Source organism: Campylobacter sp. P091 (assembly GCF_002138935.1).
Taxonomy (GTDB): Bacteria; Campylobacterota; Campylobacteria; order Campylobacterales; family Campylobacteraceae; genus Campylobacter; species Campylobacter devanensis.
Map to the genome: position 1 here is coordinate 212,580 of NZ_MJKZ01000001.1, position 26,782 is coordinate 239,361.

General features: G+C 32.9%; 34 protein-coding genes. 4 read left to right on the forward strand and 30 right to left on the reverse strand.

What is annotated here, in order from left to right:
* Positions 1-15 precede the first annotated feature (15 nt).
* From CIGNP91_RS01055 to mqnP, 23 genes are all read right to left on the reverse strand, one after another.
* Complete coding sequence (locus CIGNP91_RS01055; protein ID WP_180383190.1) at positions 16-1,227, reverse strand: sensor histidine kinase; 1,212 nt, start codon at positions 1,225-1,227, stop codon at positions 16-18.
* A gap of 38 nt (positions 1,228-1,265) precedes the next feature.
* Positions 1,266-1,937 carry a homeostatic response regulator transcription factor HsrA gene (hsrA, locus tag CIGNP91_RS01060; RefSeq protein WP_086225363.1) on the reverse strand — a complete coding sequence of 224 codons (672 nt, stop codon included), beginning with the start codon at positions 1,935-1,937 and terminating at the stop codon, positions 1,266-1,268.
* Between the two features lie 81 nt (positions 1,938-2,018).
* Complete coding sequence (locus tag CIGNP91_RS01065; protein WP_086245376.1) at positions 2,019-2,336, reverse strand: dihydroneopterin aldolase; 318 nt, start codon at positions 2,334-2,336, stop codon at positions 2,019-2,021.
* Positions 2,333-2,950 (reverse strand): glycerol-3-phosphate 1-O-acyltransferase PlsY, encoded by a 618-nt coding sequence (plsY, locus tag CIGNP91_RS01070; RefSeq protein WP_086225361.1) that lies wholly within the window; start codon positions 2,948-2,950, stop codon positions 2,333-2,335. The genes CIGNP91_RS01065 and plsY overlap by 4 nt, the downstream gene beginning before the upstream one ends.
* 5 nt (positions 2,951-2,955) lie before the next feature.
* Positions 2,956-3,942, reverse strand: coding sequence for a beta-ketoacyl-ACP synthase III (locus tag CIGNP91_RS01075; RefSeq protein ID WP_086253123.1), 987 nt, complete (start codon positions 3,940-3,942; stop codon positions 2,956-2,958).
* Positions 3,939-4,931, reverse strand: coding sequence for a phosphate acyltransferase PlsX (gene plsX, locus CIGNP91_RS01080; protein WP_086225359.1), 993 nt, complete (start codon positions 4,929-4,931; stop codon positions 3,939-3,941). The genes CIGNP91_RS01075 and plsX overlap by 4 nt, the downstream gene beginning before the upstream one ends.
* 8 nt (positions 4,932-4,939) lie before the next feature.
* A complete protein-coding gene (gene rpmF, locus CIGNP91_RS01085; protein WP_086225358.1) occupies positions 4,940-5,086 on the reverse strand; it encodes a 50S ribosomal protein L32 in 147 nt (48 codons plus the stop codon).
* Between the two features lies 1 nt (position 5,087).
* On the reverse strand, positions 5,088-5,453 hold the full coding sequence (locus CIGNP91_RS01090; protein WP_086225357.1) for a hypothetical protein: 366 nt from the start codon (positions 5,451-5,453) through the stop codon (positions 5,088-5,090).
* 10 nt (positions 5,454-5,463) lie between these two features.
* Entirely contained in the window at positions 5,464-5,877 is a 414-nt protein-coding gene (gene ndk, locus CIGNP91_RS01095) for a nucleoside-diphosphate kinase (RefSeq protein WP_086228287.1), read from the reverse strand.
* 89 nt (positions 5,878-5,966) lie between these two features.
* Positions 5,967-6,251 carry a 4Fe-4S dicluster domain-containing protein gene (locus tag CIGNP91_RS01100; RefSeq protein WP_086225355.1) on the reverse strand — a complete coding sequence of 95 codons (285 nt, stop codon included), beginning with the start codon at positions 6,249-6,251 and terminating at the stop codon, positions 5,967-5,969.
* 82 nt (positions 6,252-6,333) lie between these two features.
* On the reverse strand, positions 6,334-7,050 hold the full coding sequence (motB, locus tag CIGNP91_RS01105) for a flagellar motor protein MotB (RefSeq protein ID WP_086227235.1): 717 nt from the start codon (positions 7,048-7,050) through the stop codon (positions 6,334-6,336).
* A gap of 8 nt (positions 7,051-7,058) precedes the next feature.
* The gene (gene motA / locus CIGNP91_RS01110) at positions 7,059-7,829 is read right to left on the reverse strand and encodes a flagellar motor stator protein MotA (protein ID WP_086225353.1); all 771 of its coding nucleotides are present in this window, start codon (positions 7,827-7,829) and stop codon (positions 7,059-7,061) included.
* A 69-nt stretch (positions 7,830-7,898) separates the two neighbouring features.
* Complete coding sequence (gene polA, locus CIGNP91_RS01115; protein ID WP_086253124.1) at positions 7,899-10,523, reverse strand: DNA polymerase I; 2,625 nt, start codon at positions 10,521-10,523, stop codon at positions 7,899-7,901.
* Positions 10,501-10,809, reverse strand: coding sequence for a hypothetical protein (locus CIGNP91_RS01120; RefSeq protein WP_086228291.1), 309 nt, complete (start codon positions 10,807-10,809; stop codon positions 10,501-10,503). The genes polA and CIGNP91_RS01120 overlap by 23 nt, the downstream gene beginning before the upstream one ends.
* Positions 10,810-10,833: 24 nt before the next feature.
* A complete protein-coding gene (locus CIGNP91_RS01125) occupies positions 10,834-11,490 on the reverse strand; it encodes a 16S rRNA (uracil(1498)-N(3))-methyltransferase (protein ID WP_086253125.1) in 657 nt (218 codons plus the stop codon).
* Positions 11,487-11,894 carry a hypothetical protein gene (locus CIGNP91_RS01130; protein WP_086253126.1) on the reverse strand — a complete coding sequence of 136 codons (408 nt, stop codon included), beginning with the start codon at positions 11,892-11,894 and terminating at the stop codon, positions 11,487-11,489. Before CIGNP91_RS01130 ends, CIGNP91_RS01125 begins: the two co-directional genes overlap by 4 nt.
* Entirely contained in the window at positions 11,891-12,070 is a 180-nt protein-coding gene (locus CIGNP91_RS01135) for a hypothetical protein (RefSeq protein WP_086225348.1), read from the reverse strand. Before CIGNP91_RS01135 ends, CIGNP91_RS01130 begins: the two co-directional genes overlap by 4 nt.
* Entirely contained in the window at positions 12,070-12,651 is a 582-nt protein-coding gene (locus tag CIGNP91_RS01140) for a 6-pyruvoyl trahydropterin synthase family protein (RefSeq protein WP_086227239.1), read from the reverse strand. The genes CIGNP91_RS01135 and CIGNP91_RS01140 overlap by 1 nt, the downstream gene beginning before the upstream one ends.
* Before the next feature lie 3 nt (positions 12,652-12,654).
* Positions 12,655-13,464 carry a 7-carboxy-7-deazaguanine synthase QueE gene (locus CIGNP91_RS01145; RefSeq protein WP_236848352.1) on the reverse strand — a complete coding sequence of 270 codons (810 nt, stop codon included), beginning with the start codon at positions 13,462-13,464 and terminating at the stop codon, positions 12,655-12,657.
* A complete protein-coding gene (gene moaA / locus CIGNP91_RS01150) occupies positions 13,382-14,353 on the reverse strand; it encodes a GTP 3',8-cyclase MoaA (RefSeq protein ID WP_086225346.1) in 972 nt (323 codons plus the stop codon). Before moaA ends, CIGNP91_RS01145 begins: the two co-directional genes overlap by 83 nt.
* Positions 14,353-14,880 carry a DUF6115 domain-containing protein gene (locus tag CIGNP91_RS01155; RefSeq protein ID WP_086227240.1) on the reverse strand — a complete coding sequence of 176 codons (528 nt, stop codon included), beginning with the start codon at positions 14,878-14,880 and terminating at the stop codon, positions 14,353-14,355. The genes moaA and CIGNP91_RS01155 overlap by 1 nt, the downstream gene beginning before the upstream one ends.
* Complete coding sequence (locus CIGNP91_RS01160) at positions 14,870-15,376, reverse strand: hypothetical protein (RefSeq protein WP_086253127.1); 507 nt, start codon at positions 15,374-15,376, stop codon at positions 14,870-14,872. Before CIGNP91_RS01160 ends, CIGNP91_RS01155 begins: the two co-directional genes overlap by 11 nt.
* On the reverse strand, positions 15,370-16,239 hold the full coding sequence (gene mqnP, locus CIGNP91_RS01165) for a menaquinone biosynthesis prenyltransferase MqnP (protein ID WP_086253128.1): 870 nt from the start codon (positions 16,237-16,239) through the stop codon (positions 15,370-15,372). The genes CIGNP91_RS01160 and mqnP overlap by 7 nt, the downstream gene beginning before the upstream one ends.
* Before the next feature lie 118 nt (positions 16,240-16,357).
* Between mqnP and miaA the strand changes: the two genes are divergently transcribed.
* On the forward strand, positions 16,358-17,245 hold the full coding sequence (gene miaA / locus CIGNP91_RS01170; RefSeq protein ID WP_086253129.1) for a tRNA (adenosine(37)-N6)-dimethylallyltransferase MiaA: 888 nt from the start codon (positions 16,358-16,360) through the stop codon (positions 17,243-17,245).
* On the opposite strand, the gene CIGNP91_RS01175 is transcribed toward miaA, so the two are convergent.
* The 7 genes from CIGNP91_RS01175 to CIGNP91_RS01205 are packed head-to-tail and all read right to left on the reverse strand — an operon-like array spanning position 17,228 to position 24,519.
* Positions 17,228-19,603 (reverse strand): tetratricopeptide repeat protein, encoded by a 2,376-nt coding sequence (locus CIGNP91_RS01175; RefSeq protein ID WP_086253130.1) that lies wholly within the window; start codon positions 19,601-19,603, stop codon positions 17,228-17,230. The two genes, miaA and CIGNP91_RS01175, sit on opposite strands and share 18 nt — an antisense overlap.
* Before the next feature lie 12 nt (positions 19,604-19,615).
* Positions 19,616-20,620, reverse strand: a complete 1,005-nt coding sequence (tsaD, locus tag CIGNP91_RS01180) for a tRNA (adenosine(37)-N6)-threonylcarbamoyltransferase complex transferase subunit TsaD (protein WP_086252235.1) — start codon at positions 20,618-20,620, stop codon at positions 19,616-19,618.
* Positions 20,617-21,909, reverse strand: coding sequence for a M99 family carboxypeptidase catalytic domain-containing protein (locus CIGNP91_RS01185; protein WP_236848353.1), 1,293 nt, complete (start codon positions 21,907-21,909; stop codon positions 20,617-20,619). Before CIGNP91_RS01185 ends, tsaD begins: the two co-directional genes overlap by 4 nt.
* Positions 21,910-21,965: 56 nt before the next feature.
* Positions 21,966-23,057 carry a 1-deoxy-D-xylulose-5-phosphate reductoisomerase gene (gene dxr, locus CIGNP91_RS01190; protein ID WP_086253131.1) on the reverse strand — a complete coding sequence of 364 codons (1,092 nt, stop codon included), beginning with the start codon at positions 23,055-23,057 and terminating at the stop codon, positions 21,966-21,968.
* A complete protein-coding gene (locus tag CIGNP91_RS01195; protein WP_086253132.1) occupies positions 23,054-23,797 on the reverse strand; it encodes a phosphatidate cytidylyltransferase in 744 nt (247 codons plus the stop codon). The genes dxr and CIGNP91_RS01195 overlap by 4 nt, the downstream gene beginning before the upstream one ends.
* Positions 23,798-23,852: 55 nt before the next feature.
* Positions 23,853-24,164, reverse strand: a complete 312-nt coding sequence (locus CIGNP91_RS01200) for a hypothetical protein (RefSeq protein WP_086233410.1) — start codon at positions 24,162-24,164, stop codon at positions 23,853-23,855.
* Between the two features lies 1 nt (position 24,165).
* Positions 24,166-24,519 (reverse strand): hypothetical protein, encoded by a 354-nt coding sequence (locus tag CIGNP91_RS01205; protein ID WP_086228304.1) that lies wholly within the window; start codon positions 24,517-24,519, stop codon positions 24,166-24,168.
* Positions 24,520-24,647: 128 nt separating this feature from the next.
* Here CIGNP91_RS01205 and CIGNP91_RS01210 point away from each other — a divergent pair, with 128 nt between their 5' ends.
* Genes CIGNP91_RS01210 through CIGNP91_RS01220 form a run of 3 tightly spaced genes read left to right on the forward strand, consistent with a single transcriptional unit; the run spans position 24,648 to position 26,756 of the window.
* A complete protein-coding gene (locus CIGNP91_RS01210; RefSeq protein WP_086253133.1) occupies positions 24,648-25,580 on the forward strand; it encodes a D-2-hydroxyacid dehydrogenase in 933 nt (310 codons plus the stop codon).
* Between the two features lie 2 nt (positions 25,581-25,582).
* Complete coding sequence (locus tag CIGNP91_RS01215; protein ID WP_086229409.1) at positions 25,583-26,080, forward strand: YajQ family cyclic di-GMP-binding protein; 498 nt, start codon at positions 25,583-25,585, stop codon at positions 26,078-26,080.
* Positions 26,081-26,090: 10 nt separating this feature from the next.
* Positions 26,091-26,756, forward strand: a complete 666-nt coding sequence (locus CIGNP91_RS01220; RefSeq protein ID WP_086253134.1) for a disulfide isomerase — start codon at positions 26,091-26,093, stop codon at positions 26,754-26,756.
* The last annotated feature ends 26 nt before the right edge of the window (positions 26,757-26,782 follow it).

The following is a 26,782-nucleotide window of genomic DNA, read 5'->3' on the forward strand; positions in this document are numbered from 1 at the left end:
AAATCTCTTTTAAATTTATTTTTTATATTTACTATTTCGTATAGGTAGCGTTAGCGTCGCTATCGTTCCACTTCTATCTATGCGATTACGCAGTTCAATCCTTCCGCCAAGTGCTTGTACTGCTCCCTTAGCTAAAAACAATCCAAGTCCAGCCCCGCTGCTATTTCCATAGCGCTTAAATGGAGCAAAAAGATCCTTGCTCTCATCAATTCCAATCCCTTCATCAATCACACGAACGATAAATTCACCGTTTGCGAGTGTAGAATTTATCTCAATCGTGGCACCTTTTGGAGAGAATTTAATTGCATTTTGGACAAAATTTTGCAATACATGTAAAAATAGAGTTGGCTGGATCATAATCTTAAGACTATGAGGGCGCAAACTCATTCTAATATTTTTATCATCACCTTTTGCAAGAATTAAGAAATTATTACCAATCTCATTTATATAAGCAATCATATCAGTCATCACTGGCTGTTCAAACTGTGCGCCTTCTTGTCTACCAATCTCCAAAATTGAACTAATCATTTTATTCATCTGATTTATAGATTCATTATTGTTTTTTAATGTATCAATATATTTTTGAGTATCACGCTCTTTAATAAGGGTAACTTCGTTTTTAGTTTTCATTACTGCCAGTGGTGTTTTTAGCTCATGCGCAGCTCCAATAAAAAGCTCCTTTTGATACTGTACAAAGGTCAAAATCCTACCAATTAATCTATTTACTCCATCACCCAAAGGCTTAAATTCTACCGGCAATTCATCTGTCTCAACTTCTTGAAGAAATCTCTCATTTAACTGCCCAAGCTTTAGACAAAACGAACGAAGAGGCGCTAGCAACATTCTAGATAGAAATAGCGCATAAAATAAAATTAAAAATATTGCTGTGGAATTAATGATTAAAATATCAACTAAAATTTGATCTACTATTAAACTATATTCGCTAGTATTTTTAGTTAATACTAAAAGACGGTTTTGATATGGATAATATAGCGTTAAATATGTAGCATTAATATCTTTAGTTGAGACAAATTCAGGCCGAGTGAGATTATCATCATTTAAGACTATTTTAATTAGATCAAAATTACTATTTTTATACTCAAGACTCTCATTCTCATTCATTGCAGAGATATTCTTAGCCTCCAAAGTTAGACTTTGGACTATATTTTCAAAGATTGTAATCTTAATATAGTGGTATAACATCACCGAAAATATAACAATTAGCATCGTAGAAGCCGATGCTAATTGTAGGGCAAATTTAGCCCTTAAGCTTTTTTGGGGAAGCAAAATCTATATCCACGACGTCTTACTGTTTCAATTGTGGAAATATTAAGTGGTTTATCCATTTTTTGGCGAATTTGATTAATAGCAACTTCAATTACATTTGGCGTAACTAGCTCAGGCTCCTCCCAGATAGCATCTAAAAGTTGTTCTTTGCTTACAATCTGGTCGCTATGGCGTGCTAGATGAGTTAAAACCTCAAATGGCTTACCTTTTAATTCAATTTCTGTGCCTTGATATGTAATCTTTTCTTCATCTGGATCAATTGTTAAATCATCAATTTTAATCACATTTGTACCGCCAAAGCGAAGTCTAGCCTCAAGTCTAGCAACTAAAATATCAAAATCAAATGGCTTTTTAATATAATCATCAGCACCAGCTCTAAAAGCTTTTATTTCACTTTCTTTATCATCTTTTGCTGAAATAATTACTACAGATGTGCGTGGAGATTTTTGTTTGATAACATTAATTAAATCAATTCCATCACCATCTGGAAGCATAAGATCACTAAGCACAAGATCATAATTGCGAATACCAATAAAATATTCTGCATCATTAAAGTTTTCTGAATTATCTGTTTGGTAGCCAAACTCTTGCAAACCTTCGGCTATAGTTTTGCCTAGCGTAGTCTCATCCTCTACTATCAAAATTCTCATTAGCTTTTCCTTAAAAGTAAAAAATTTAATGCGAGATTATAGCAAAATTTAAGCCAGAATTCAAGAAAATTTAAACAATTTTTAATAATTCTTTATTATTTTTGCACCTACAGTAGCATTTTTAATAATTTGAGTTTTGGAAATTTTCATATAAAAACTATTTAGACTTGGGTACTTTTCTTTGAATTTAATAGAAAAATACTCTAGTGCATCCTCTATTTTATAAAATTTTTGCTCTTTAAATTCACTTTGTGTAACTTCACAGACCTTAGCATAATCTATAAATTCATCAGCGCTAAATTCCATATCAATACAAACTCTTTGAGCTTCGACTCGTTCAAAATCTAAAAGACCAATTATTGTATCAAACTCAAGGCTATCAACAAAAACACTAATCAAATAACCTTGCCCTCAGAACCACTTAATAGGCGTTTAATATTTGGCATATGCTTATAAACTACAATGAATGCAATAATTAAAATTGGCGCATGCGTGTTAATTTCAGGTATATCATAGTGGAATATAAATGATGATACAACCATTGCAAGAAGCGCTATAAGTGAAGCTAAACTAGAAATCTTAAGCACTTTACCAGCAATAAACCATACAATAACAGCAATAATCAACTCAAATGGTAAAAAACACGCCAAAACGCCAGCTCCAGTAGCAATTCCCTTGCCACCTTCAAACATCAAATATGGTGAAAAACAATGCCCTACAACAGCCAAAACTCCCATCGCCCAAAGAGTAGCTATGTCAAGTTCAAATATAAATTTACCAACCAAAATAGGTATTACACCCTTAAGCGCATCAAACACAACAGTTAAAATAGCAAGTTTTTTAGCAAGCGCAGGATTGCTTTGTTTAATTACTCTTAACACATTTGTAGCACCAATACTTTTACTGCCACTTTTTTTAATATTTATTCCACCAAAAAGTAAGCCAAAAAGTAAACCAAAAGGCACTGCACCAATTAAATAAGCAATTAAATAGGCTATTAAATTCTCATTCATATCAACTACTTTCCGCCAAAATAAAGAAGCGCTGAACCCCAAGTAAATCCACCGCCAAAAGCATCAAGTAATATTAATGAGCCATTTTTAAGTCTACTATTCTCATAGGCATCATTCATCGCCATAGGAATAGATGCCGAGCTAGTATTACCATACTTTTGCACAGTTACAACACATTGAGAATCGCTAAAATTTAATCTTTGTTTTACGGCCTCTATAATTCTTAAATTTGCTTGATGCGGGATAAAAAGATCTATATTATCTGATGAAATTTGGTTTTTCTCTAAAATATTAACCACATCTTTTGTTAGAGTATTTACGGCGATTTTAAAAACATCGTTACCAGACATTTTCATAAAATTTAGTCGATTTTCTATAGTATCCTTATTTGCAGGATTTACAATAGCACAACCCGGAGTTATTAATAGCTCACCTTTGCTTCCATCGCTTGAAGTATGTACATCTAAAATTGGATTGTTATCTCTTGCGCTAACTACGGCTGCACCTGCTCCATCACCAAAAAGCACACAAATACTACGATCACTCCAGTCCATAATCGCACTAGTTTTCTCAGCTCCAATAATTAAAATATTTCTCTTAGCACCGCTTTCAATCATAGATTTAGCTAACTCTAAAAGATAGATAAATCCTGTACAAGCCGCACTAATATCAAAGGCTGTTACATCTTTTAGGCCTAGTTTATTTGCGATCACGCAAGCAGTTGAAGGCATGCAAAAATAGTCTGGTGTAATAGTAGCGCATATTACAGCATCGATATCACTCTTATCTAATCCTGAGCGCTCCAAAGCTTGCAAAGCCGCCCTATAACCTAAGTCGCTTGTAAATTCATCCTTAGCGATACGACGCTCTTTAATTCCAGTACGCTTAGTTATCCATTCATCGCTAGTATCAACTATCTTTTCTAAATCATAATTTGTAAGAATATCTTTAGGAGCATAAGCACCAATTGAAATTAACGAAGCTTTAGTCATTTTGCAAACTTTGTAAGCTCATTTGAAATAACCTCATTTATGCTAGATTCTGAGAATTTAAGAGCTTGGAATATTGCATTTTTAATAGCTTTTGAACTTGATTTACCATGGCTGATGATTACACAATCTTTTACACCAAGAAGCGGTGCACCACCATATTCATCATAATCAATCTGGTTCTTAAGCCCTCTAAATACACTCTTCATCAAAATCGCACCTAAAATTGCAAGCGGAGATTTTTTAACACTTTGTTTGATAATTTTAGTAATTGCACTAGCAACACCTTCGCTGGTTTTTAATAAAATATTACCAACAAATCCATCGCAGATGATAACATCAACACTTCCATCAAAAATTTGATTACCCTCTACATTTCCGATGAAACTATCGAGTTTTTTAAGCATTTCAAATGCATCTTTTGTAATTTCATTACCTTTGCAATCCTCTTCACCGTTGCTAAGTAGACCAATTCTAGGATTATCAATCCTCATAATCTCTTTAGCATAAGCATAGCCCATAATAGCAAATTCAAATAAATTTTCTGCCTTACAATCAACATTTGCACCAACATCTAAGACCAATGTTTTTTGATTAGCCTGTGTTGTAGGCATTAAAGTAGCAATTGCTGGCCTACTAATACCCTTTACTCGTCCAAGACGTAAAGTTGCTAAACTCATACTAGCACCACTATGACCGGCTGATACTACTGCTTTACAATCTCCACTACGAACTAGCTCGACAGCTTTGAATATCGTACTTTCTTTACGTTTTAGCGCATCAGTAGCACTCTCATCCATAGCAAACACTTCGCTAGATTGAACAAAAGTAATAAATTTAGAGTATTTATGTGGAATAAGGGATTTTAGCTTACTCTCATCACCTACTAAATAAGCTTGAAACTCTCTTTGTTTTAAAGCTTCAATAACTCCAGCTATAATTGGCTCAGCACCAAAATCCCCGCCCATAGCGTCAATTGCTATTTTAATCATCGTTTATATTAGTACTCGCCAGTTGTTCTATTTACACGGTGAGGCATTTTCCAGCTGCCGTCTTTATCTTTTACCGGCATTGGTAATGTAACTTTATAGTGGGTTCTACGCTTTGCAGCTCTTGTATGACTCACTCTACGCTTAGGTACTGCCATTTTACTCTCCTTCTAAAATTTTACACTTATCACAATAAAAATAATCGCTTTTAAAGGCCTCTAACTCACCAATTAAGATCTCATCTGTATCTATTATACCACCAAAAAATTCTATGGTATTGCTTAGCTCATTATCACTATCTTTATAGATACCATCGCTTAAAATTAGATTTAGTTCTTCATCTAGGCTTAAAACTATATCAGTGCCACAACTATCACAAATATGCTCTAATTCACCGATTAATCTACCGCTGCACTTGGCTAAATTCAGAGTAGTTTTTTTAATACTACCGCTAAATTTAACTCCATCAATACTACTTTCAAAATTAACTGGCGTAGTAGTTAGCTTATCAAAGCGAATTTTCAATTAAATAACCTTAGCAGATCTCTCTACTAGCAAAGAAAAATGCAATCTCAATTTTAGCATTTTCTAAACTATCGCTACCATGGACTGCGTTTGCGTCAATGCTCTCAGCGAAATCAGCTCTAATAGTACCAGGTGCCGCCTCTTTAGGGTTTGTAGCGCCCATTAATTCTCTATTTTTTAAAACAGCATTTTCGCCCTCAAGTACCATTACTACCACTGGGCCACTAGTCATAAATTCGACTAAATCATTGTAAAATGGCCTACTAGCATGTACCTCATAAAATTTTTTAGCATCTTCAACGCTTAATTGTACTTTTTTAGCTGCTGCGATTCTAAGCCCATTGCTTTCGAATCTATCGATAATTTTACCTATTACGCCCTTTTTTGTCGCATCTGGTTTAATTATTGATAGAGTTTGTTCCATATCGATCTCCTATTAATCAGGTTTTAAAAATCGTGATTATATCAAAACTAAGCTTAAAAAAATAGTAATCTTTTTTAATTATAGTTAGATTAAGCTACTACAGGGTTTGTGCCATCTCTTAAATTGGCACCAATGTCATCTCTGCTTGGCTGACCTTCTACTATATCACTCCAAACAATACATCCATCAGTTGGACAGGCGTTAGCACAGGCTGGTTCATCATTATGACCTACGCATTCAACACATTTATCAGCATAAACATAATAAGTATCTTCACCAGTTGGATTATCTACGTCATCCACAATTGCGCCAACTGGACACTCATCAATACAAGAACCACAACTAATGCATATATCAGTAATTTTTACTGCCATTTTATACTCCTTAAATTAAATTTAACCCGTAGGTTATCAAATTTAAACTTATATATAACTTAATATAAAATGATAATGATTTTTATTTAAGCTCACTAAGTATATCTAAAACTGATTTTTGAAGCGCTTTATCTTTAACATCAATCTTAAAATATATTTTAGCAATTTTTAAATCACTATTTATAATATTTACACTATCACCAAATGATGTTATACGCATTCTTTTAGTATCTACACCGTTGTTTGCCAGCATTGCAAACACGCTATAAGCACGCTCGATTCCTAGCCTATAATCAGCAGTGTAATCGCCAAAATCATCAGCATAACCTCTAATATCCACAGCTACAGAAGCTGGAATTTTATTTATAATCATAGATACAATATTGATAAAGTTTATCACATCTGGATTATAAATTTTTGAACTTTGATGATCAAATTTAATGTTTGCTGGCAAATCAATCGCCACTTGATTTTCTGCTTGATCTAGTGTAACTTTATATCTTTCATTATTTACATTTACATTTGTTGGCGCATCATTTTGTACTTGCATTGTAATACTAGGACTATCAAATTCCTTATCACTTCTTGATGGTTTTTTAGTATCTTTTAATGAGTGAGTATCAGGAAAATCAAAAATCTTTATAAATTCAGTCTTTAATGCCTCTATTTTGGCTTTATTAATTGCTGAAATTGCATAAAGTGCAATAAAAAGTGCCAAAAGCAAAGAGAGAAAATCCGCATATGGAACAGCCCATTTCTCACCTGCTGGACACTCTTGTGCTTTTTTCTTTTTTGCCATATTCTACCTTAGTTAAATTGTGAATTTCTTGGTTCATTTTTATCTAGGAAGTTAAATAATTTTGCTTCCAAGCTTCTTGGATTTGCTCCTTCAGCAATACCGATTAACGCTTCTAGGATCATCTCTTTTTCTTTTATGATGTCTTTTGCATTGTTTAGCATTTTATTACCCCACGGAGCAAAAATAGCATACGAACCCATAATACCAGTAACAGTCGCTGTAAATGCCGAAGCAATACCAGCAGCCATCGCAGCAGGATTATCAAGTAGTTGTAATGCAAGCATAAGACCCATAACCGCCCCAACTAGTCCAAATGTCGGGCAGCTCTCACCAGTTCTAATCCAATAATGCGCACACTCGTGATAATATTCTTCAGTTGTCTGAATAGATAACTCTAGATGCTCTTTGACTTCATTTATAGGTTGACCATCAACTAACATATTAAGCCCGGTTTGCAAAAATTCATCTTCAACCGCCATAGCCTTTTGTTCTAAAGACAAAATTCCATTTTTTCTAGCTAGCGTACTATACTCTACTAGCTCTGCAATCCTAGCACTCATATCTACACCAGAGCCTTTAAATACAATCTTTAGCTCTTGAAAAGTAGCCTTGATATATTTTTTGTTTGTAGCAGTCATAGATGAGAACATCGCTGTAGGTATAACAATGAGTACAGAACTAAGATGCAAAACATGCAAAGGATTACCACCTTCTAAAATATCTCCAACCGAGATACTTGCGATGGAAAAAACCATCCCTAAAATAGTAGAAATATCCATAAAGACCCCATTTTAAAAATTATTTAATTATTACATAATTTAACAAAAATTTAACTGAATTTTACCAAATTACTTTAGATTAGCCCAATTTTTTGCTATATTATAGTTCACGACCAATGGAACATTTAAATTTACAACACTGCTCATAACATTAGCCACTTGTGCTCCAAACTCCTGTGCTATATCATCACTAACTTCAAAAATCAACTCATCATGAATTTGAAGCAACATCTTTGCATCGCCTAACATTGGGCGAATTTTAAGCATTGCAAGCTTAATAATATCTGCAGCACTGCCTTGAAATTTGCTATTTACTGCTTCTCTTTCATACATTGCAACCTGCATAGCTGAGGCATTAGAAAAATCAAAATACCTACGCCTATTAAGTAAAGTCTCTACAAATCCATCTCTTTTGGCGCTATCTTTTATACTTTGAAGATAATCTTGAACGCCACTAAATGCATTAAAATATCTAGTAATATACTCTTTAGCTGCCTTTTTGTCAATATCTAAATTAGCACTAAGTTTATTCACTCCCATACCATATATTAATCCAAAATTTATAGATTTTGCAATTGCTCTATTTTGCTCATTTGACTCACCAAAGATATTTATAGCTGATTGAGCATGAATATCTTTACCACTTTTAAATGCCTCTACAAGTGCTACATCCTCACTAAAATGTGCTAGCAATCTAAGCTCAATTTGGGAGTAATCAAGACTTAAAAGACTATAACCATCTTTTGCTTCAAATACTGCTCTAAACGGCTTAGCATAACTTCCACGAGCTGGGATATTTTGCAAATTTGGATTTTTGCTAGCTAACCTACCAGTTGCTGTACCAGTATGAATAAAACTGGTATAAACCCTGCTATCAACATCCTTTTGAGCTAAATTTAAAATCGGCTCACAATATGTACTTTGTAGCTTATAAAGCTCTCTATACTCTAAGATTTTAGCGACGCATGGATGAAGCTCTACTAACTCACTAAGCACACTCTCATCGGTGCTATAACCAGTTTTTGTCTTTTTTTTGCTAGGAAGCTTTAGTTCATCAAACAGCACTTCACCTAACTGTTTAGTAGAGTTTATATTAAATTTTATTCCACATAGCTCATAAATTTGAACCTTTAAGCTCTCTAACTGGATATTATTTTTATCAATTAACTCCCTAAGCTTAGATTGATTTACTTTAATTCCATTATCTTCCATATCAAGTAAAGTTAATATAAAATCAAATTCAATCTCTTTTGCAATTTTTAGCATATTAGGCTCAAGTTTCTTACAAAAACTGTTATAAAATCTAAGCGTTATCCACGCATCTTCAGCTGCATATTTTGCTGCGCTCTCTAGTTCTACACTAGCAAAGGTTTCACCCTTTTTTACAACGCTTTCAAATTTAATCGTATCATAATCATAAAGTTTTTTAGCTAGTGCATCCATTCCTACACTTGTACTTGGATTATCTAGCCATGCCATTATCATCGTATCAGCATAATTTTTCGGTGGTTTTATGCCAAAATTATTTAGTATAATTTTAAAATCATATTTTAAATTCTGCCCAATTACAAAAGCTGAAAAAATCTGCTCAATTGCCCAAGCTGCCACTTTATAGCTAACCATATTAGGTACACCAAGATAGCTATGATTTATAGGAACATAGTAACTCTTTTGTTCATTAAAACAAAAGCTAAATCCTACAATTTTAGCTTCTCTAGCCTCTATGCTAGTTGTTTCAGTATCAAAAGCAATTAGCGTATCACTACTAATACCCCCTAAAATCCTTTCTAGCTCATACTCATCAGTAATCAAAACCGGCTCAAAACTTAGCTCCTTTACTGGCTCATCACTTCTAAGATTAGCTAAAAGGCGATTTAATGAGTACTCTTTTAGAATATCTTGTATATTTATAAGTGGATTGTGTTGAGGAAATTTGGCATTTTGTAAATCAGGTGTTTTAAGCCCATCATATAAACTTGCGAGTCTCTTAGATATAAAAGCACTCTCTTTACCATCAAAAAGCAAATTTTTAGTTCGCTCATTTCTGACTTGATTTAAATTCTCATACAAATTCTCAATAGTTCCAAACTCATCTAAAAGCTTCTTTGCGCCCTTATCTCCAATACCCTTAACACCTGGGATATTATCGGCACTATCACCAGTTAATGCTAAAAAATCTCTAACCTGCTCAGGATATATGCCATATTTTTCATAACAACCATCCCTATCATATAACTCCTTTTTAGCTGGACTATAAATGCTTACTCTATCATTGATTAACTGATATAGATCCTTATCATGAGTAACTACTTTAATTAATAAATCATCTTGTGGATTATTTTTGATAAAACTTGCAATAATATCATCAGCCTCATATCCTTCAACTCTTAGGCTACATAAGCCCATTCTCTCAATCATATCAATACATATTGGAAGCTGCTCTTTTAGCTCCTTTGGAGCTTCTGAGCGGTTAGCTTTATAATTTGGATCTATATCATTTCTAAAAGTTTTACCTCCGCTATCAAGGGCAAAAACAATATAATCACTATGAAATTCTTGCTTTAAATTTGCTATAAAATTAGCAAATCCATGAATCATTCCGCTTGGTTTGCCATCTTTATTTTTCAAACCACTCATAGCATAATATAGACGAAAAAAGAATCCAAAAGTATCAATTATTGTTAGAGTTTTCACGCTTTCTCCTAAATTTATCACAAATCTTACAAAGGCCGAATTTTTTAGCCATATTTCTAAGTCCTATAAAGATAAAAGCCCCTATATAAATTCCGCCAAAATCCTCTATAAATCCAATTAAAATTCCCCAAAAACCTATCCCTTCAGGCCTTGTAAATGCTAAATATAAACTAAACATAAAAGCACAAGCTAAAAATATATACTTTTTACGCTCTTGCAAATCATAAAAAAATCCAAGAATAAATCCAGGTAACGCACATATAATTGCACGCGCTAAACATATCATTAAAATTACTATAACTTCCATAATCTATATCAAAATCTTACTAGCAACGCCGATAATGGCACTATTTGAACGAAGTATATATGGAGAATTTAGAGCAAATTTAATTCTTATTTTATCTCTTTCATTTTGACTAAATCCACCTTCTGGCCCGATAAAAAGCATCTCTTTGCCCTCATATCCAGATAAACTCGCCCCACCAAAATCAATAAGTGCTACATCGCTTTTATAAGCTAAAAGCTCATCAATACTATTAAAAACCACAATCTCCATGATAGAATTCCTACCGCACTGCTGAGAACTACTAATTAAAATCCGCTCTAATCGCTCTAAATTTATCTTAATATTTCGCTGAGAAAACTCACAATATACTAAATTTAAACGCCCTACACCAAGCTCGTTTAGACTTGGCAAGCTCTTTTCTATTACGCTAGGATCAACTACTGCCCACGCTAGCTCAAATTTATGCTCTACAAAAGGGATTAATGATTTAAACACTAATTCCGAGCTAGCTCGCCTTCTATCCATACTAATAATCTCATAAATATAGCTATATCCATCTTTTAAATTTCTTATATCTACTCTTTTACCTTGAGTCAATCTAAGAGCTTTTAAATGGCTAAAGCTATCGCCATCAATATCTATATTCTCGCTTCCAGCACCAGCATGATATATAAATTTCATAATACAATTCCAATAAATGTCCCAAATCCAACAATAGCTATTTCACAAAATATTTTTATAGCCATAAATTTCTTAAATTTACCAAATTCCTTATTAACCCTTACTGCTTTTAACCGCTTAAACCCAATCGCACCAAGCGGAATTAATCCTATCCAGCATACAATCATTATCCAAATCGATAAACTCATACTAAAGTGTAAAATAGCCAAATTTAGCATTCCAGTAAAAAATATAAATGCCATAAAAACATAATAAGTCGGTAAGAAAAGCATAAGTCTTTTAATATAACCAAATTTAGCTGTATCACCGATAAACACAAGCCCTAGATGAACTACAAGCAAAGCTAAAAGTATCTTTATAAATACAAGGTGCAAGCTAGCACTAAGCGCATATGTCTCAATCATTCTGCTACCGGCATTGGTGGAAAGTCGCTATCAATTGTTGCATTACCATCGCTTTTAGCAATTGGCACATCTGGTGGCGGAATTTCTATAGCGTCATTTTTATTAGTTTGTGATGCTTTATCCTCACAACCACAAAAGCTAACAATTAATAAAATTATCAAGGATAATTTTCTCATTAACACTCCTTTGGATTTATAAATTTATTGCCATTTTTAAGCTGTTCGTAAAAATCAAAATCATTCCACTCATTTTTAATCTCATCGCTAAAGATTATCTCATCTAAATTTATAAGCCCCATTTTTGTGCTATATGCATCTTCTCTAAAACACTGCGCATAACCAGTAGCTGTTTCATGCACAATAATACTATAAAGCTCTACACCTTTTTCACCATTTTGCATAACACACTGACTAAGTAGCTTATCAATTAATACAAAAAATATACGGCTAAAATGTTCAGCACTTGGGTTGTATGGAAGCTCTATCCAGCGTTTAGAATGCTTTTTCATATCATTTTTATACTCATCGCTATCTTTTGCATATAATGTGGTCGTGTGATCAAAACTATCAATAATCATTCTAATGTGCTGTTTCATAAGCCCAAAATCATACACCATTCCAGCAGCATCAAGATAATCAGACTTTAATAACACCTCACATCTATAGCTATGACCATGAATACTCTCCTTGCAGCGCTTAGAACTACAAAATCTTACGATATGTGCATTTTCAAAATCATAAATTTTTCTAATTATCATACATTAAACTCCATTTAAATCATTCCAAATTCGAATATGCAATCTATCGCTATAATTAAATCCATTTTCTATACATAAATTTACTACATTTTTAGCGTTGTATTCTAGCTCATTTTGGTCTCTTGCTAAAGGCATACACCAAACATCGCCATTTTGTAAAGCTAAAATTTCTTTAATTTCATCAATCTGCTTACCAGTAGTTACAAATTTATAAAAACAACTAGCGTTGCTAAATAGTGATTTTAACGCTTTTTTATTAATTCTTTTATGGGCTGGTTCACCACTTAGGGCTAATTTTACACTTACAGCAAAAGTGCATTTTTTATATATTGGAAATTTAGCAAAATCAACATCAATTGTTCCATTTGTCTCAAACTGTACGCTAAATCCCACACTAATAGCATATTCAAGAAACTTAAGCAAATCACGGTCGCTATAATAGATAAGCGGCTCGCCACCAGTGATAATGATTAAAGGTTTATGTTTTAACCCAAGAAGTAAGCTAATTAAACGCTGAGAGTCAAATTTTTCATACTCAAAATGCGATGATTGTGCGGCTCTAATAGTATCGCACCCTAATAACATCTCTCCAGTTTTTGGTGAGCGAAGAGAACAACCAAACCCAACACATTTAAGATTACATCCACCAAGACGGATAAAAAATGCATTTTTACCTTGAAATTTTCCCTCGCCCTGAATCGAACTAAAATACTCAACAATCTCAACCATATTATCCACCAGTTTGATAAAATGCCCTACTTGAGATCTCGCCTTTACCGTCATTTTCCCATTTGTTCTTCTCAGGTTTTGCATCTAAGACAGCTTTTAAAATCTCTCTAGCTTTTGTATAATCTCTAGCTCTCATAGCTTCTTTTATGCTTTGACCATCTTCATAGTATAAACATGGAATTAAAAGCCCATCAGCACTTAGGCGTAAGCGGTTACAACTAGCACAAAAATCATGCTTATGTGGATCAATTATTCCAAATTTATACCCATCGCTGGTTTCAAATAGGCTTGAAGGGCTGTTTGGGCTTTTTGTAATCTCTTTTATGCTATACTTTTTAGATAATATTTCTAAAATATCATCCTTTTTAAGTCCCTTTAAATCACTAGCAGCGTGGGTATTTTCCATAAATTCGATATAACGAATTTGAGCATTTTTGCTTTTTGCAAACTCTAAAAGTTCTATTAACTCTCCATCATTTACTCCACGCAAAGCAACAGTATTTAGCTTTATTACAAATCCTTCATTTACTGCCTCATCAATTCCAGCTAAAACATAACTTAAAACTTCCTTTCTAGCTAGAAAATTGGCCTTTTTAGCATCTAAAGTATCAAGCGATATATTTAATCTTTTTAATCCAGCCTCTCTTAACTCTTTAGCTTTTTGCTTTAAATAATATCCATTTGTCGTCATCGCCAAATCAAGACCTGGCTTATAATCATTTATCATTTTAACAAATTTTTGAATATCTTTTCTTACTAGCGGCTCACCACCTGTGAGTCTAACCTTTTTTACTCCATTATCAAGGCAAATTTTAACAAATTCAAACATCTCTTCGTAGCTTAAGATATTATCCCTACCAATGTTATTAAATTGATTATCTTCTGGCATACAATATCTACATTTAAAATTACATAGCTCAGTTACAGAAATTCTTAAATAATCAATCACTCGACCAAATTTATCAACTAGCATTACATCTCTTTTTTAAATTTCAAAATCATCGTAACTTGTCCTACGCCTAGTTGAAGATCTTTAGCAATCATCTCAGGACTTTTTCCAGCCCTATACATCTCAACTACCTTGCTCTCATTGCTTACTTCAAAACTTGGCGGTGTAATTTTGCTTATACTTTTAGTTCGTTCTTCAAGGTTGTATAGCCTATCTAATTGATCATCTTTTATCTCATTTACAGATTGTTCTATTATGCGAACATTTTCTATTATTGGAGCGATTTTATGACTTAATCCTTCGCTAATTTTAATATCAATTTGATGCTCTATCTGACTCATATCAACTGGATTTTGTAGCACTGGTGGCGGAGTTTGTGCTAATTCTGTTAGTTGTTTTTTGAGCTGATAATTCTCTTTTATTAGACCCTCTATTGCTAATTCAAATTTAGCAAATTTTAGATTTACTTGCTTATCTCTTAGCCAAAATATCGCTCCAAACACACCCAATAATAGCACAAATGCTACATAAAGTAATAACTCATTGCTCACTATTTTTAACCTTCCTTATCTCTAATCTCTCGCTCTCAGCTACAAAAGCGTTCCACTCACGCTCATTACCTCTTGAAATTTTTAAAATCTTAGCACACTTTGGCGTAATTGCTTTAAAATATACCATAACTTCACGCTTGATAAATAATGGCAAATTTACCCTAGCAAAATAACTAGTCCCAATTTCTAAACAATCTGTATCAAATTCAAATCCCTCATATCCGATTTTACTAGTAACAAGGCAAAATTTAAGTGGCTTTGGTGGAGTGTGCTGATTTTTAATGATATTTGATAATTCTTCTACTTTTTTATATAGTTCAACTAAAAGCTTTATAGTTAGCGGATCGCTATTCTCACCTTCACCCCTAGCCATCTCGATGCTTAGCCACTCATCGATATTGCTCCTACCTTGATTAAACTCACTCTCGTGCGCCCCATCCATATCAGGTTCAAACTCAATCTCAACCCTACTACTAATCAATCTAAAATCTACCATAAACTCACCAATACAAAGATAAAAAATATAATCCCTAAATAGCCATTTAAAGTAAAAAATGCTCTATCAATCTTACTAAAATCTCGTCTAACAATTCTATGTTCAAGATATAAAATAATTCCACTAACTACTACACCTATACATCCTATTATTCCAAGCTTTGCACTAATAGCAAAAAGTAGCCAAAAAAGTATTGTGAGAAAATGAAAAAGAGCACAAATAAACATCGAAGCCTGCGCCCCATAAATACTAGGAATACTAAATAATCCCTTTTTTTTATCATAATCCATATCTTGCAAAGAGTATAAAATATCAAATCCGGCCACCCAAAAGACAACCCCACAAGATAACAAAATTACCCACAAAGGTATATCAGCAAGCACTGCAATAGCCCCAGCAATTGGTGAGAGCCCAAGACATATCCCAAGAACTACATGTGCAAGGCTAGAAAATCTTTTAAAGTACGAATATGCTCCTAGAATTGCTAAAATCGGAAAGCTTAACCAAAATGCAAGTGAATTTATAAAATATGCTACAACTACAAAAATTAATGCGTTTAACCAAATAAAGATTAATAAATTTTTACTGCCAATTCTACCATCTACACTTGGACGAGAAGCGCAACGTGGATTATCTTTGTCAATATCTCTATCTAGATAACGATTTGCTCCCATAGCAAAATTTCTAGCACTAACTGCACAAAATAACCCCAAAATCAACAATTCAAAACCAAACCAAACCGAACCATTTGCATTTTTTGAAGCCACAATCATCGCTACAAAGATAAATGGCAAGGCAAAAACAGAATGTTTAAATACAATTAATTCATTAATATCTTTTAAAATTTGTATAAATTTCGCCATATTTTTCCTTTAAGTTATTATTTTAGCAAAATTTATCTAAATTTTGATTGATAAATAGCTATTTTAAGCAATTTAAGGTGATGGTTTAGATAAAATACACAAAAATAAAGAGTGTAAAATGTTTTATGAATTTGCAATTATTGGCACTACTGCAAGTGGAAAAAGCGACTTAGCTATTAAGGTTGCAAGAGAGCTTGATGGAGTGATTTTAAGTCTTGATTCATTATGCCTATATAAAGAAATTAATATCGCTAGTGCTAAGCCAAGTAGCGATGAATTAGCTCTTGTTAAGCATTTTGGAATTGATATAGCTAGTCCTAATGATGAGTTTTGCGTAGGGGATTTTATCGCTGAATATAAGCAAGCTTTAGCATATGCAAAAAATCTAGATATTCCATTAATAATTACTGGTGGAAGTGGGTTTTATCTAAAAGCTATGCTAAGTGGCCTAGCGCCTAAAACAAAGTCAATCAAAATAGATATAAGTGATGATGAAATTTGGAATTTAGCAGTAAAAATTGATAGCAAATTTTGCTCTAAATTTAGCAAAAATGATAAATTTCGCCTACACAAATGGTATCAAATTTACACCCAAACTAGCGCCATTCCATCGCAATGGCTACGAGATAACACAAGCCAACCGGTGATTAAAAACTTACCAATTTTTGAATTAGTTTGGGATAAAATAGAACTAATAGAACGCATAAAAATCCGCACCAAAAATATGCTACAAAATGGCCTAATAGATGAGGCTGAGTATCTATTTAAACACTATAATAACTCTTTAAAACCGCTTAATTCCATTGGTCTAAAAGAGTGTAAAGAGTATTTAAATGGCAAGATTAATCTAAATGAACTAGAAAATCTAATAATTATTCATACCACTCAGCTAGCTAAACGTCAAAGAACATTTAATAAAGGCTTTGATAGTATAAAACTTGATGGAAAAAATCTAGATTTAAGTGTGGTTTTAACTCAAATCAAATCGCTAAATTCCATCAACTAATAACTTTTGCTCAGTGCAAAGCCCACGCCACTGGCTATCACCTGCAATCTCTAAGCATTCATTTATATATTTAGCTGCTTCTTTTAAATTATTTTGCGAGATTTCAATTTGAGCTATTTTATGCAAGGCCCTAGCACGGTTATGCGGTTTTAAATTTAGCGCAAAAATCTCCTCAAGCTCATTTTTTGCCTCTTGAAGTTTTGACCTTGCAACTAAACTATCTATATATATAAAATTTGCTTCTGGGCTAAATGTATTAATATTTAGCTTTTTTTGTAAATTTAACACTTTTATAGCATAATCTACTGCGATTTGATTTCCTTGTTGATTAGCATAATGCATAGCAGTATCATAAGCCTCAATCAACATCAAATCAATACCTCTTTTCCCATCTAAGGTTTTAAGCGCAGATATAGCCTCATCAAATCTATTAAGCTTTAAAAGTGAATAAAATCTATATATAATCGCCTCACTTGGATCACTATATGGCACTTTGCTAGCTAGCTCAACAGCCTTAAAACTAGTATCGATAGCATTAGTATAACGAGTAATTTTATAATTTATTTTAGTAAAATTATTTAACCAAACAACACGATTATTTAAATTTGGCTCATTAAGATGTTGTTCGGCCAAATTATATGCTTGAGTATAGCGCCTCATTCTATCATAGCAGTTAAATAATTTTAGTTTATCAGAAATTTTATCTTCTAATCCATATTCATCTATTAAAGCTATAAGATCTATACAATCTGAGTTTTGATTGCGGTTATTGGCTAAATTTAATGCTGCAGCATTCATTACATCAGCAACCTTACTCTCATTTAAATCAGCTATAAGACCACGCAATTTTAAAATATCGCCATATTTTTTCTCTTTAAAGCTTAAATCAACTTCAGCCTTAAGAGCCATTTTAGCTAACTCTTGTCCAGGATAACGCTCTAGCAAATCAGCATAGTGAGCGTGTTTTTCTTCGCTGCTTGTATTTGGCAAATCAAAAAATAGCGTATCTATAGCCTTATCTATTTCGCTAGTAAATTCATTATCAGGATACTCTTTTTTATATCTTTTTAAATATTCATGAGCGCTCACAGGGTCGCTTCCACGAACTAGTGTAGTACCTAAGCGACGAAGGCTAATTTCATAATGTCCATCATGTAAGGTTGAATCTTCAAATATCACTCTATAAAGCTTGGAGGCTGTATCAAATAGACCATTAGCACGTAATTCATCAGCAACCTCTATACTATAATCTTTATTATCTAAAATATATTTTGAATTTGCCGTAACAACTCTATCGATATAATGCGCTGCTTCAGTAAATCTTTGCTGCGAAAGATAAATTTTAACTAGCTTTAGCGAGGCTTCACTAGCAATATCTGGATCATTTGAGCTATATAAAACATCTTCATAAAATCTCATTCCATCGCCTAGTTTGCCTTGGGCTACTAAATAATCAGCATAACCCATAATTGCTCGCTTGGTCCATTGATCTTCACTATATTCAGTCATTAACATATCTAGTATATACTCTGCATCTTCACGCAAATCGCTATTTAAATGTGCCATCATATTGATGTATAAAACCTCAGGATAATTTCTATCAGAACCATTAAATCTCATCCATAATTTGGCTGAATCTATAATAGTTTGATTAATTTTTTGAGTAGATTGGTACTCTGCTTCTTGGATTACTAGCTTATCCATAGCACGAATTTGATATAGCAAAAACTCTCCTAAGAATATACTATCTGGGTGCATATTCATCGCTTTTTGACTTTCATGAATAACCTCTCTATAACCTTTACGCTCATAGCTCTTTTTAATCGAGAGATATATACCCATATCGCCATTTTCGTTATATGTAATTGGTTCTTTATTTAAATCTAAAGCACCTACACTTGGATGTATTAAATTTGGATATTTTATAGGAAAATTTATCCCATTAATATAGCTAGTATCTAATTCATTAAGGTGTTTATTTATATTAATAGTAAAATGTTTTGAATGGCTATCTTTATCAGCTTTAGCATTATGCGAATCAAATAGTTTATTACTTGCATTAAAGATTCTAGAGGACATTTTGGGCTGAATAACCACTGTAAATCCATCGCTTACAGGATGGAAACTAATTCTAGCAAATGGTAAATCTTGATTTTTTAAATTCTTTTCAAATTTAGCAAAAACCTTACAACTATATACTTTATTCTCTTCATTATTGCGTTCTTCGCAAATTATCTCCTTATCATCTTGAAGATGGATTATATAGTATGAATCGCCATGATACTTACCAGCATTTATACTTAATGTAAAAGCATGCAAACTAACACAAAAAAACAGGAAAAAAATTACACATCTCATATGCTTATTATATCACAAGTAAATTGAGCTTAAGCTTGAACGAGGGCTAATTTTTAGCTCTTTTGATTGGGTAAATTTATTTTTTTTAAATTTTGCCAATCCAGCTCTTGCTATCATAGCAGCATTATCACTACAAAATTCCATTGGTGCTACTAGTAAATTTATATCAAATTTATCACACAACTTAAGAAGCATACTGCGTAGATATATATTTGCGCTTGCTCCGCCTACTACGCCTAGATTTTTAAATTTATATTCTATACAAATCCTATTAAGCTTATCTATAATATGTTCACATGCAGCCCTTTCAAATCCAGCTGCGATATCGGCAAAATCAATATCTTGGCTGTTATTTTCTACACTCTTTTCTATTTCTAATCTAACTTGATTTTTAAGCCCTGAAAAGCTATATTCTAATCTTTTATCACCCTTTAATGGAATAGTAAATTTATATCTATGACTATTTGATTGTTTAGCTAAATTCTCAATTGCCACTCCACCAGGATAACCTAGTCCCATCATTTTAGCAACCTTATCAAAACTCTCGCCAAAGCTATCATCGCTAGTCGAAGCTAGTGTGGTAATATCTCCATTTTCATCAACATATAAAATCATAGTATGACCGCCACTAACTAATAAAACACCAAGAGGCAGCTGTTCAGATTCTTCTAAAAATAGCGAAAAAATATGTCCTACTAAGTGGTTTACCTCAATTAATGGTAAATTTAATCCAATAGCAAGTGCTTTTGCTACACTTACTCCACCAACAAGACTTACACTAAGACCGGGTTGATTTGTTACTGCAATTGCTTTAATATCCTTAAAATATGGCTGAATCTCTTTAATCAAATTTGGTAATGCTGCGGTATGAAGTCTTGCAGCTAGCTCAGGCACAACACCACCATATTTGCTATGTTCTAATTCTTGGCTAATTTTTTTATGATATTTTAGCTCTAAATCTAAACCCAAAAGTGCTACTGAACTATCATCACAACTACTCTCAATCCCTAAAATCACTTTACAAACTCCACCAAAATCATACCAATAAATTTATCTTTTGAGTCTGTCTCTTCATAAAATTCAACCCTATAAATTGACTCATCTTTATCCATAGAAAAGCGTGATTTTATCATATCTTTACTAATTTTTATACCGCTTTCATCTACTGGGGTTGTGCCATAGCCTATTATATTGGTTCTTACCCCATCTCTTTTGATTATCTCAAAGCTATTTTTAGCACTAATTTTTTGTCCTAAAATTACAAATTTAGGCTCTCTTTCATCTATGCGAATTTCAATTTCATTAATCAAATTTGAATACTCAAAAAACTGCGGCGTAAATCTTGTTACAATCTTATTGCCATAATGGATATTATATTCATCTTTATTTTTAGTAAGAGCAACTAAAGCATTATCACAATCAAACTCTAGCTCGCCATCATTTGAAAGCGGAATATAACCTAAGCGAGATTTTGGCGAATAAAACATAAACTTTCCGCACACTAAAACAGATAAATCCTCATCAAGCGCCTTTTTAACGCCTTGCGGTGTTAGCTTAAATTTACGCTTAAATTCGATCCCGGCTAGCTTTAAATACTCTTCTACTGCAATTAAATGATAATAAACTCTCTCATGCACCGGCAAGGTTTTACTCGCTTCATTTGCATATGCTGCCTTACCATTTTTTATCGCAAAATATGAAAGGCTCTTTAACATCTCTTTATCACCTTTGGCTGTATGCGTGTTGCGTAAATGGTATTTATGCTTTGGATCTAAAAGGTGCTTATTTAACTCTTTTACTACCTTATTTGCAGTAGCTTCTAAATCGCCATATATAGCATTTGGCAGAGTTGCTTGGTCAATAATAGCAATATTTCCCCAGCGATTTGGATTCATCATTTTATTTATATATTTTGGACGATAAAAACCACTTCCATCGTGCAAATTTATAAGCATAGTAATATTAGGTTGTAAAACTAAAGATTTAATCTGTTCTACTATATCTTTTTCAGGGTCTTTATCTGAAAGTATATCAAATTTGCGATTCATATCTCCATTTATGCCACGAGATTTTTTAATAATGCTTGGCATATTTAAATTTGGCACTACATATAGCGATCCTGATGTAATCTCATATCCACGAGCTAATAAATTAGCAGACATAAATCCACCTGGTTCATCGCCTTGAATTCCGCCAGTTACAAGTACAGTATTGTTATTATCAATGCCAAGTTTTATTAAAGAAAACTCGCCATAAGCATAACTAGCAAATATAAAAATAGTTAAAAATGCAATAATTTTACGCAATATAATTCCTTTAATTTCTCATATTTTAATAATTTTTTGTTAAAAATTGATAAAATTTAACTAATATATCTATGTTTTACATACTCTCTTACTTTTTGATTTATCTCGATTACAGACTCTAAGCTATCTAGTTTAAAACAAGAAAATCTATCCAAAGCATCAAAAATCGCACTACTAATGGAGTTAAATTTAACCTTCTTACTTAAAAATCCTGCTACTATTTCATCATTTGCAGCATTTATAATTGCACCAATTTGTGGATTTTGCAAGAGATTATCTTTTAAACTAAAAGCCCTATATCGCTCTAAATCAATTGGCTCAAGAGTTATATTTTGTAATTTTGCAATATCTAAATTTTCAATAATTCTTTGATTATTAAGACCTATGGCATGAGCAATAGCTAATCTCATATCTGGCTTTGATATATGCGCAGTTGTAGAGCCATCTTTAAATTCGATAAGTGCGTGAATTAAAGACTTTCTTTCTATATATGCTTCTATATTTTGGCATCCATATAGCCAAAACGCTTCAATAATCTCAAATAGCTTATTTACCATTGTAGCGCTATCAATAGTAATCTTTGCCCCCATATTCCAATTAGGATGTTTTAATGCATCTTCTACACTAGCATCTTTTAAACTAGAAATATCACGCCCATAAAAGGCACCACCACTTGCTGTAATAATCAATCTATGCAACCGTGGGCGATCTTTTAGCAAAAATTTTAGTCCGAAATGCTCACTATCAATTGGCGTAATCTTTGAACAATCTAAGAATTGCCCACCAGCTACAAGACTCTCTTTATTTGCCAAAGCCAGATCAAATCCCAACTTTAAAGCCATCACACTAGGCACTAATCCATCAAATCCTACAAAAGCATTTATAAGTTTTGAGCCATGACTTTGCTCATCACATGCTATTAAAAATTTCTCTATTCCATCTTTTTTGCTAAAAACAAATTTGTGATTTACCAAAGGTTTTAAGCTATCATCATCTATATATACTAATTTTGGAGAAAATTCCTCTATTTGTGCATTTAATACTTTAAGGCTACTTTTACATGCTAAAGCATCGACTTTTAAGTTATACTCTTTGGCTAAATTTAATGCATTTAGACCGATACTTCCACTGCTACCAAGAATTATCATACAAGCACCATATACATCGCCAAGACGCCAAATAGATATCCATCCATTCTATCTAATAATCCACCCTGTTCACCTAGTATTACACCACTATCTTTAACACCAGCTAAACGCTTTAAATAACTCTCAAATAGATCTCCAAATATCCCAAAAATTACCACACTAACTGAACATAAAATAACAATTAAAAAGTCTATATCCATCAAAAATAACCCAGCAGCCACACCAAATACAGACCCAATCACAAATCCGCCTACAACACCTTCAAGAGTCTTATTTGGGCTTGAAGCACTAAAATTTCTTTTGCCAAAAAATTTTCCTATAAAATAGGCCCCACTATCACTAGCCACCACGCTAAAAATAAGCCAAAATAGTGCCTCAATTCCATAACTTTGATAAATTGCAAAGAGTATAAACATTGGTGCAGTTGGATATATAAATGGCAAAATTATCTTTAAATTCTCATTTTTAGTATATGCTAAAACACTAGCTACTACAATCAAATTTAGAAGTATTATCTTAAAAATATCTTGAATTCCACCAATAAAAGGTAGTAGTGTAAAAAATGCCACTGCAATCACTGCAAGCGACTTTTCCTTAAGTCCATAAAGCTTTAGACTCTCTAGCACAGCAATAGCCAAAAGTACGCCAAAAATAGCAAAATTTAGCCAAAAAATATCTAGCACCACAACTGCCAAAAAGGCCGCAAACAAAGCGACCCCAACAAAAATTCTCTTTTTCATAAACAATCCTTAAAAGCTGTGATTTTACCCAAATTTAGCTAAAATTTAACCAAATTTAGTTGATGAATTTGGCTACTGTTTGACGCTTATTATATGTATCAAAATATTTTATCTCAACCTTTCCAGCCCTATTTGGTAGCTTACATTGCAAAGCCCACTGCCTTACTACTCTATCTAGCAAACTGCTAACTCCATCAATGCGACAGCTCTCTATCCTCTCTCCATCAAAACTTACTATAACATTACTTGTGCCAGCTCCATAAATATATGCCCCAAGCATTCCACGCTTAGCTACTACAATATCTATTTTGTTAATATCTCCAGCTTGTAATGCTATACAAAAAAGCGCTAAAAATATATATCTCATATTACACCACTATATCTAATCTTTTAAACTCAATCCCATCCATTTCATCAAATTCGCCATCATTACTCTCATCAAGCTCAAATTCATCACTTTCTTTATCATTGTGCTTTGGCTTGTGATTTTGCCCATTTAAATCCTCTTTTTGCGTCTGTTTTTCATGCTCATTTTCTGGATCAATTCTGTAGCTCTCCTCAGTTGGGCGAGTTTCTTCGATCTCTTTTTTCTTTTCAGTTGACGCTGCAGCATTCATTGCCATTTGCATATCTAACTTAGATTGAAAATCGCTTTGCACTGATGCTGCAACTGGAGCATTTTGATTTACATATACCATACTTGCTACTGGACCTATTGCCATGATTTTACCTTTTATTTTTATATATTCTACCAAATAGATCGGCAAAATTTGTAAATATTTGCAAATTTAGCGCTCAAAATTAATAAAAAAATGTTAATATTAAAGCCATTGCTTATAAAAGGAAAAATATGAAAATAGTATGTCTAGATGCTGATACATTAGGTAATGATGTAGATTTAGATGCTGTATTTGGCAAATTTGGTGAGTTTGTTAGCTATAATATGACTGAGGCTAATCAAACAGTTCAAAGACTTCAAAATGCAGATATAGTATTAACAAATAAAGTATTAATTACAAAAGATGTTATTGCTCAAACAAATTTAAAATTAATCTGCGTAACCGCAACAGGGGTAAATAATATCGATTTAGAAGCTGCAAAAGAGGCTAATATTCCAGTTAAAAATGTAGCTGGCTACTCCACTAGTAGCGTAGCTCAACAAACTTTTGCCAATATCTTAGCCATTAGAAATAGTACAAGCTACTATGAAAACTATGGCAAAAATAGCGATGGTTGGGCAAAAAGTCCAATATTTGTAAATTTAGATAGACCAATTTTCGAACTTAGCGGTAAAAGATTTTGCGTAGTTGGTCTTGGCACAATCGGTCTTGAAATAGCTAAAATCGCTCAAGCTTTTGGTTGCGATGTTTGCTACTATTCAACAAGTGGAAACAACTCAAATAGCAAATTTAAAAGAGTAAGCTTTAAAGAGGCTTTACAGTGCGATATAATAAGCATTCACGCTCCATTAAATGAAAATACAAAAAATCTATTTGATGCTAATGCCCTAAACCAGCTAAAAGATGGCGCAATGCTTGTAAATAGCGGTCGTGGCGGTATAATAGATGAGGAAAAAATCGCCCAAATTATAGATGAGCGTGAAATTTATTTTGTTACTGATGTGCTTGAAAAAGAGCCAATTAGAGCCGATCATCCTTTATTAAAAGTAAAAAATAAAGATAGATTAATGATTACTCCACATATTGCGTGGGCAAGTGTAGAAGCTAGAAGAAAATTAATCGAGCTAAGTGCTAAAAATATAGAAGATTTCATAAAGGGGTAAAAATGGCTGATGAACATAGCTTTGATATAAGTGCAAGTGTCGATATGATGGAGGTCAAAAACGCTCTAGAAGTAGCTAAAAAAGAGGTTGCAAATAGGTTTGATTTTAAAGGGTTAAAGGCTGAAATTGAGCTAAATGAAAAAGATAAAACCATTACTCTTTTAAGCTCTAGCGACTCTAAAATAGATGCGCTAAAAGATATAGTAATAAGCAAATTAATCAAACGAGAAATACCACCAGTTGCACTTAGCGAAAAAAGCAGAGAAAACGCAAGTGGCGGTAATACAAAATGCATACTAAAACTAAATGATACCCTTGATAGCGATAATGCTAAAAAAATTACAAAAGCGATAAAAGAGGCTAAAATCAAGGTAAATGCATCAATTAGAGGTGATGAAGTAAGAGTAGTAAGCAAGTCAATTGATGAGCTTCAAAATACAATAAAGCTAGTAAAAGGTTTAAATTTAGAACTACCACTAAGCTTTAAAAATCTAAAATAAAGAGGTTAAAATGAAATTTAAAAAATTTATCACAGCATTTTTACTTTTACTAGCAGTAGGGGCAAATGCTATCACTGAAGGTAAAGAGTATATCAAACTACCTTCTCATGCGCAGTTTAAAGATGCTCAAAATAGCGTTATAGAGATCTTTAGCTATGGATGTATTCACTGCTATAATCACTTTAGGGCTGGGACACTAAAGTTTATATCTGAAATCCTGCCGGATCTTAAATATGATGAGTGGCAAGTGCGTCAAATGGGCGAATTTGGTTTTGTGATGAGCGAGGTTTTAGGCTATGCTAAGAGCATAGATGAGAAAAATAGAATAAATAGCCTAAGTGCAAAATCGAATTTTCATCAAGTATTAAAAGGCTTTTTTGAAGATGCTTTTGTAAATAAAAAAATATATAAAAATGGCGAAGAATTCTACCAAAGAGCTGTAAGCATTTTAAAAGCAAATGGGGTGAAAAATGCTAGCATACAATCTATCTTAGATTACGCAGATTCAAATGAGGGTAAAGAGTATGCTAAATTAACTAACCAAGCTTTAGAGGTAGCTAAAATTAGCGGTACTCCTGGATTTATAGTAAATGGTAAATACCTTATCAATATTGAACACATAAATAGCCAAGAAGAGCTAGTAGAGGTAATATCTGAGCTTATAAAATTAAAATAAAGTTAAATTTAATATTTAATTTAAAA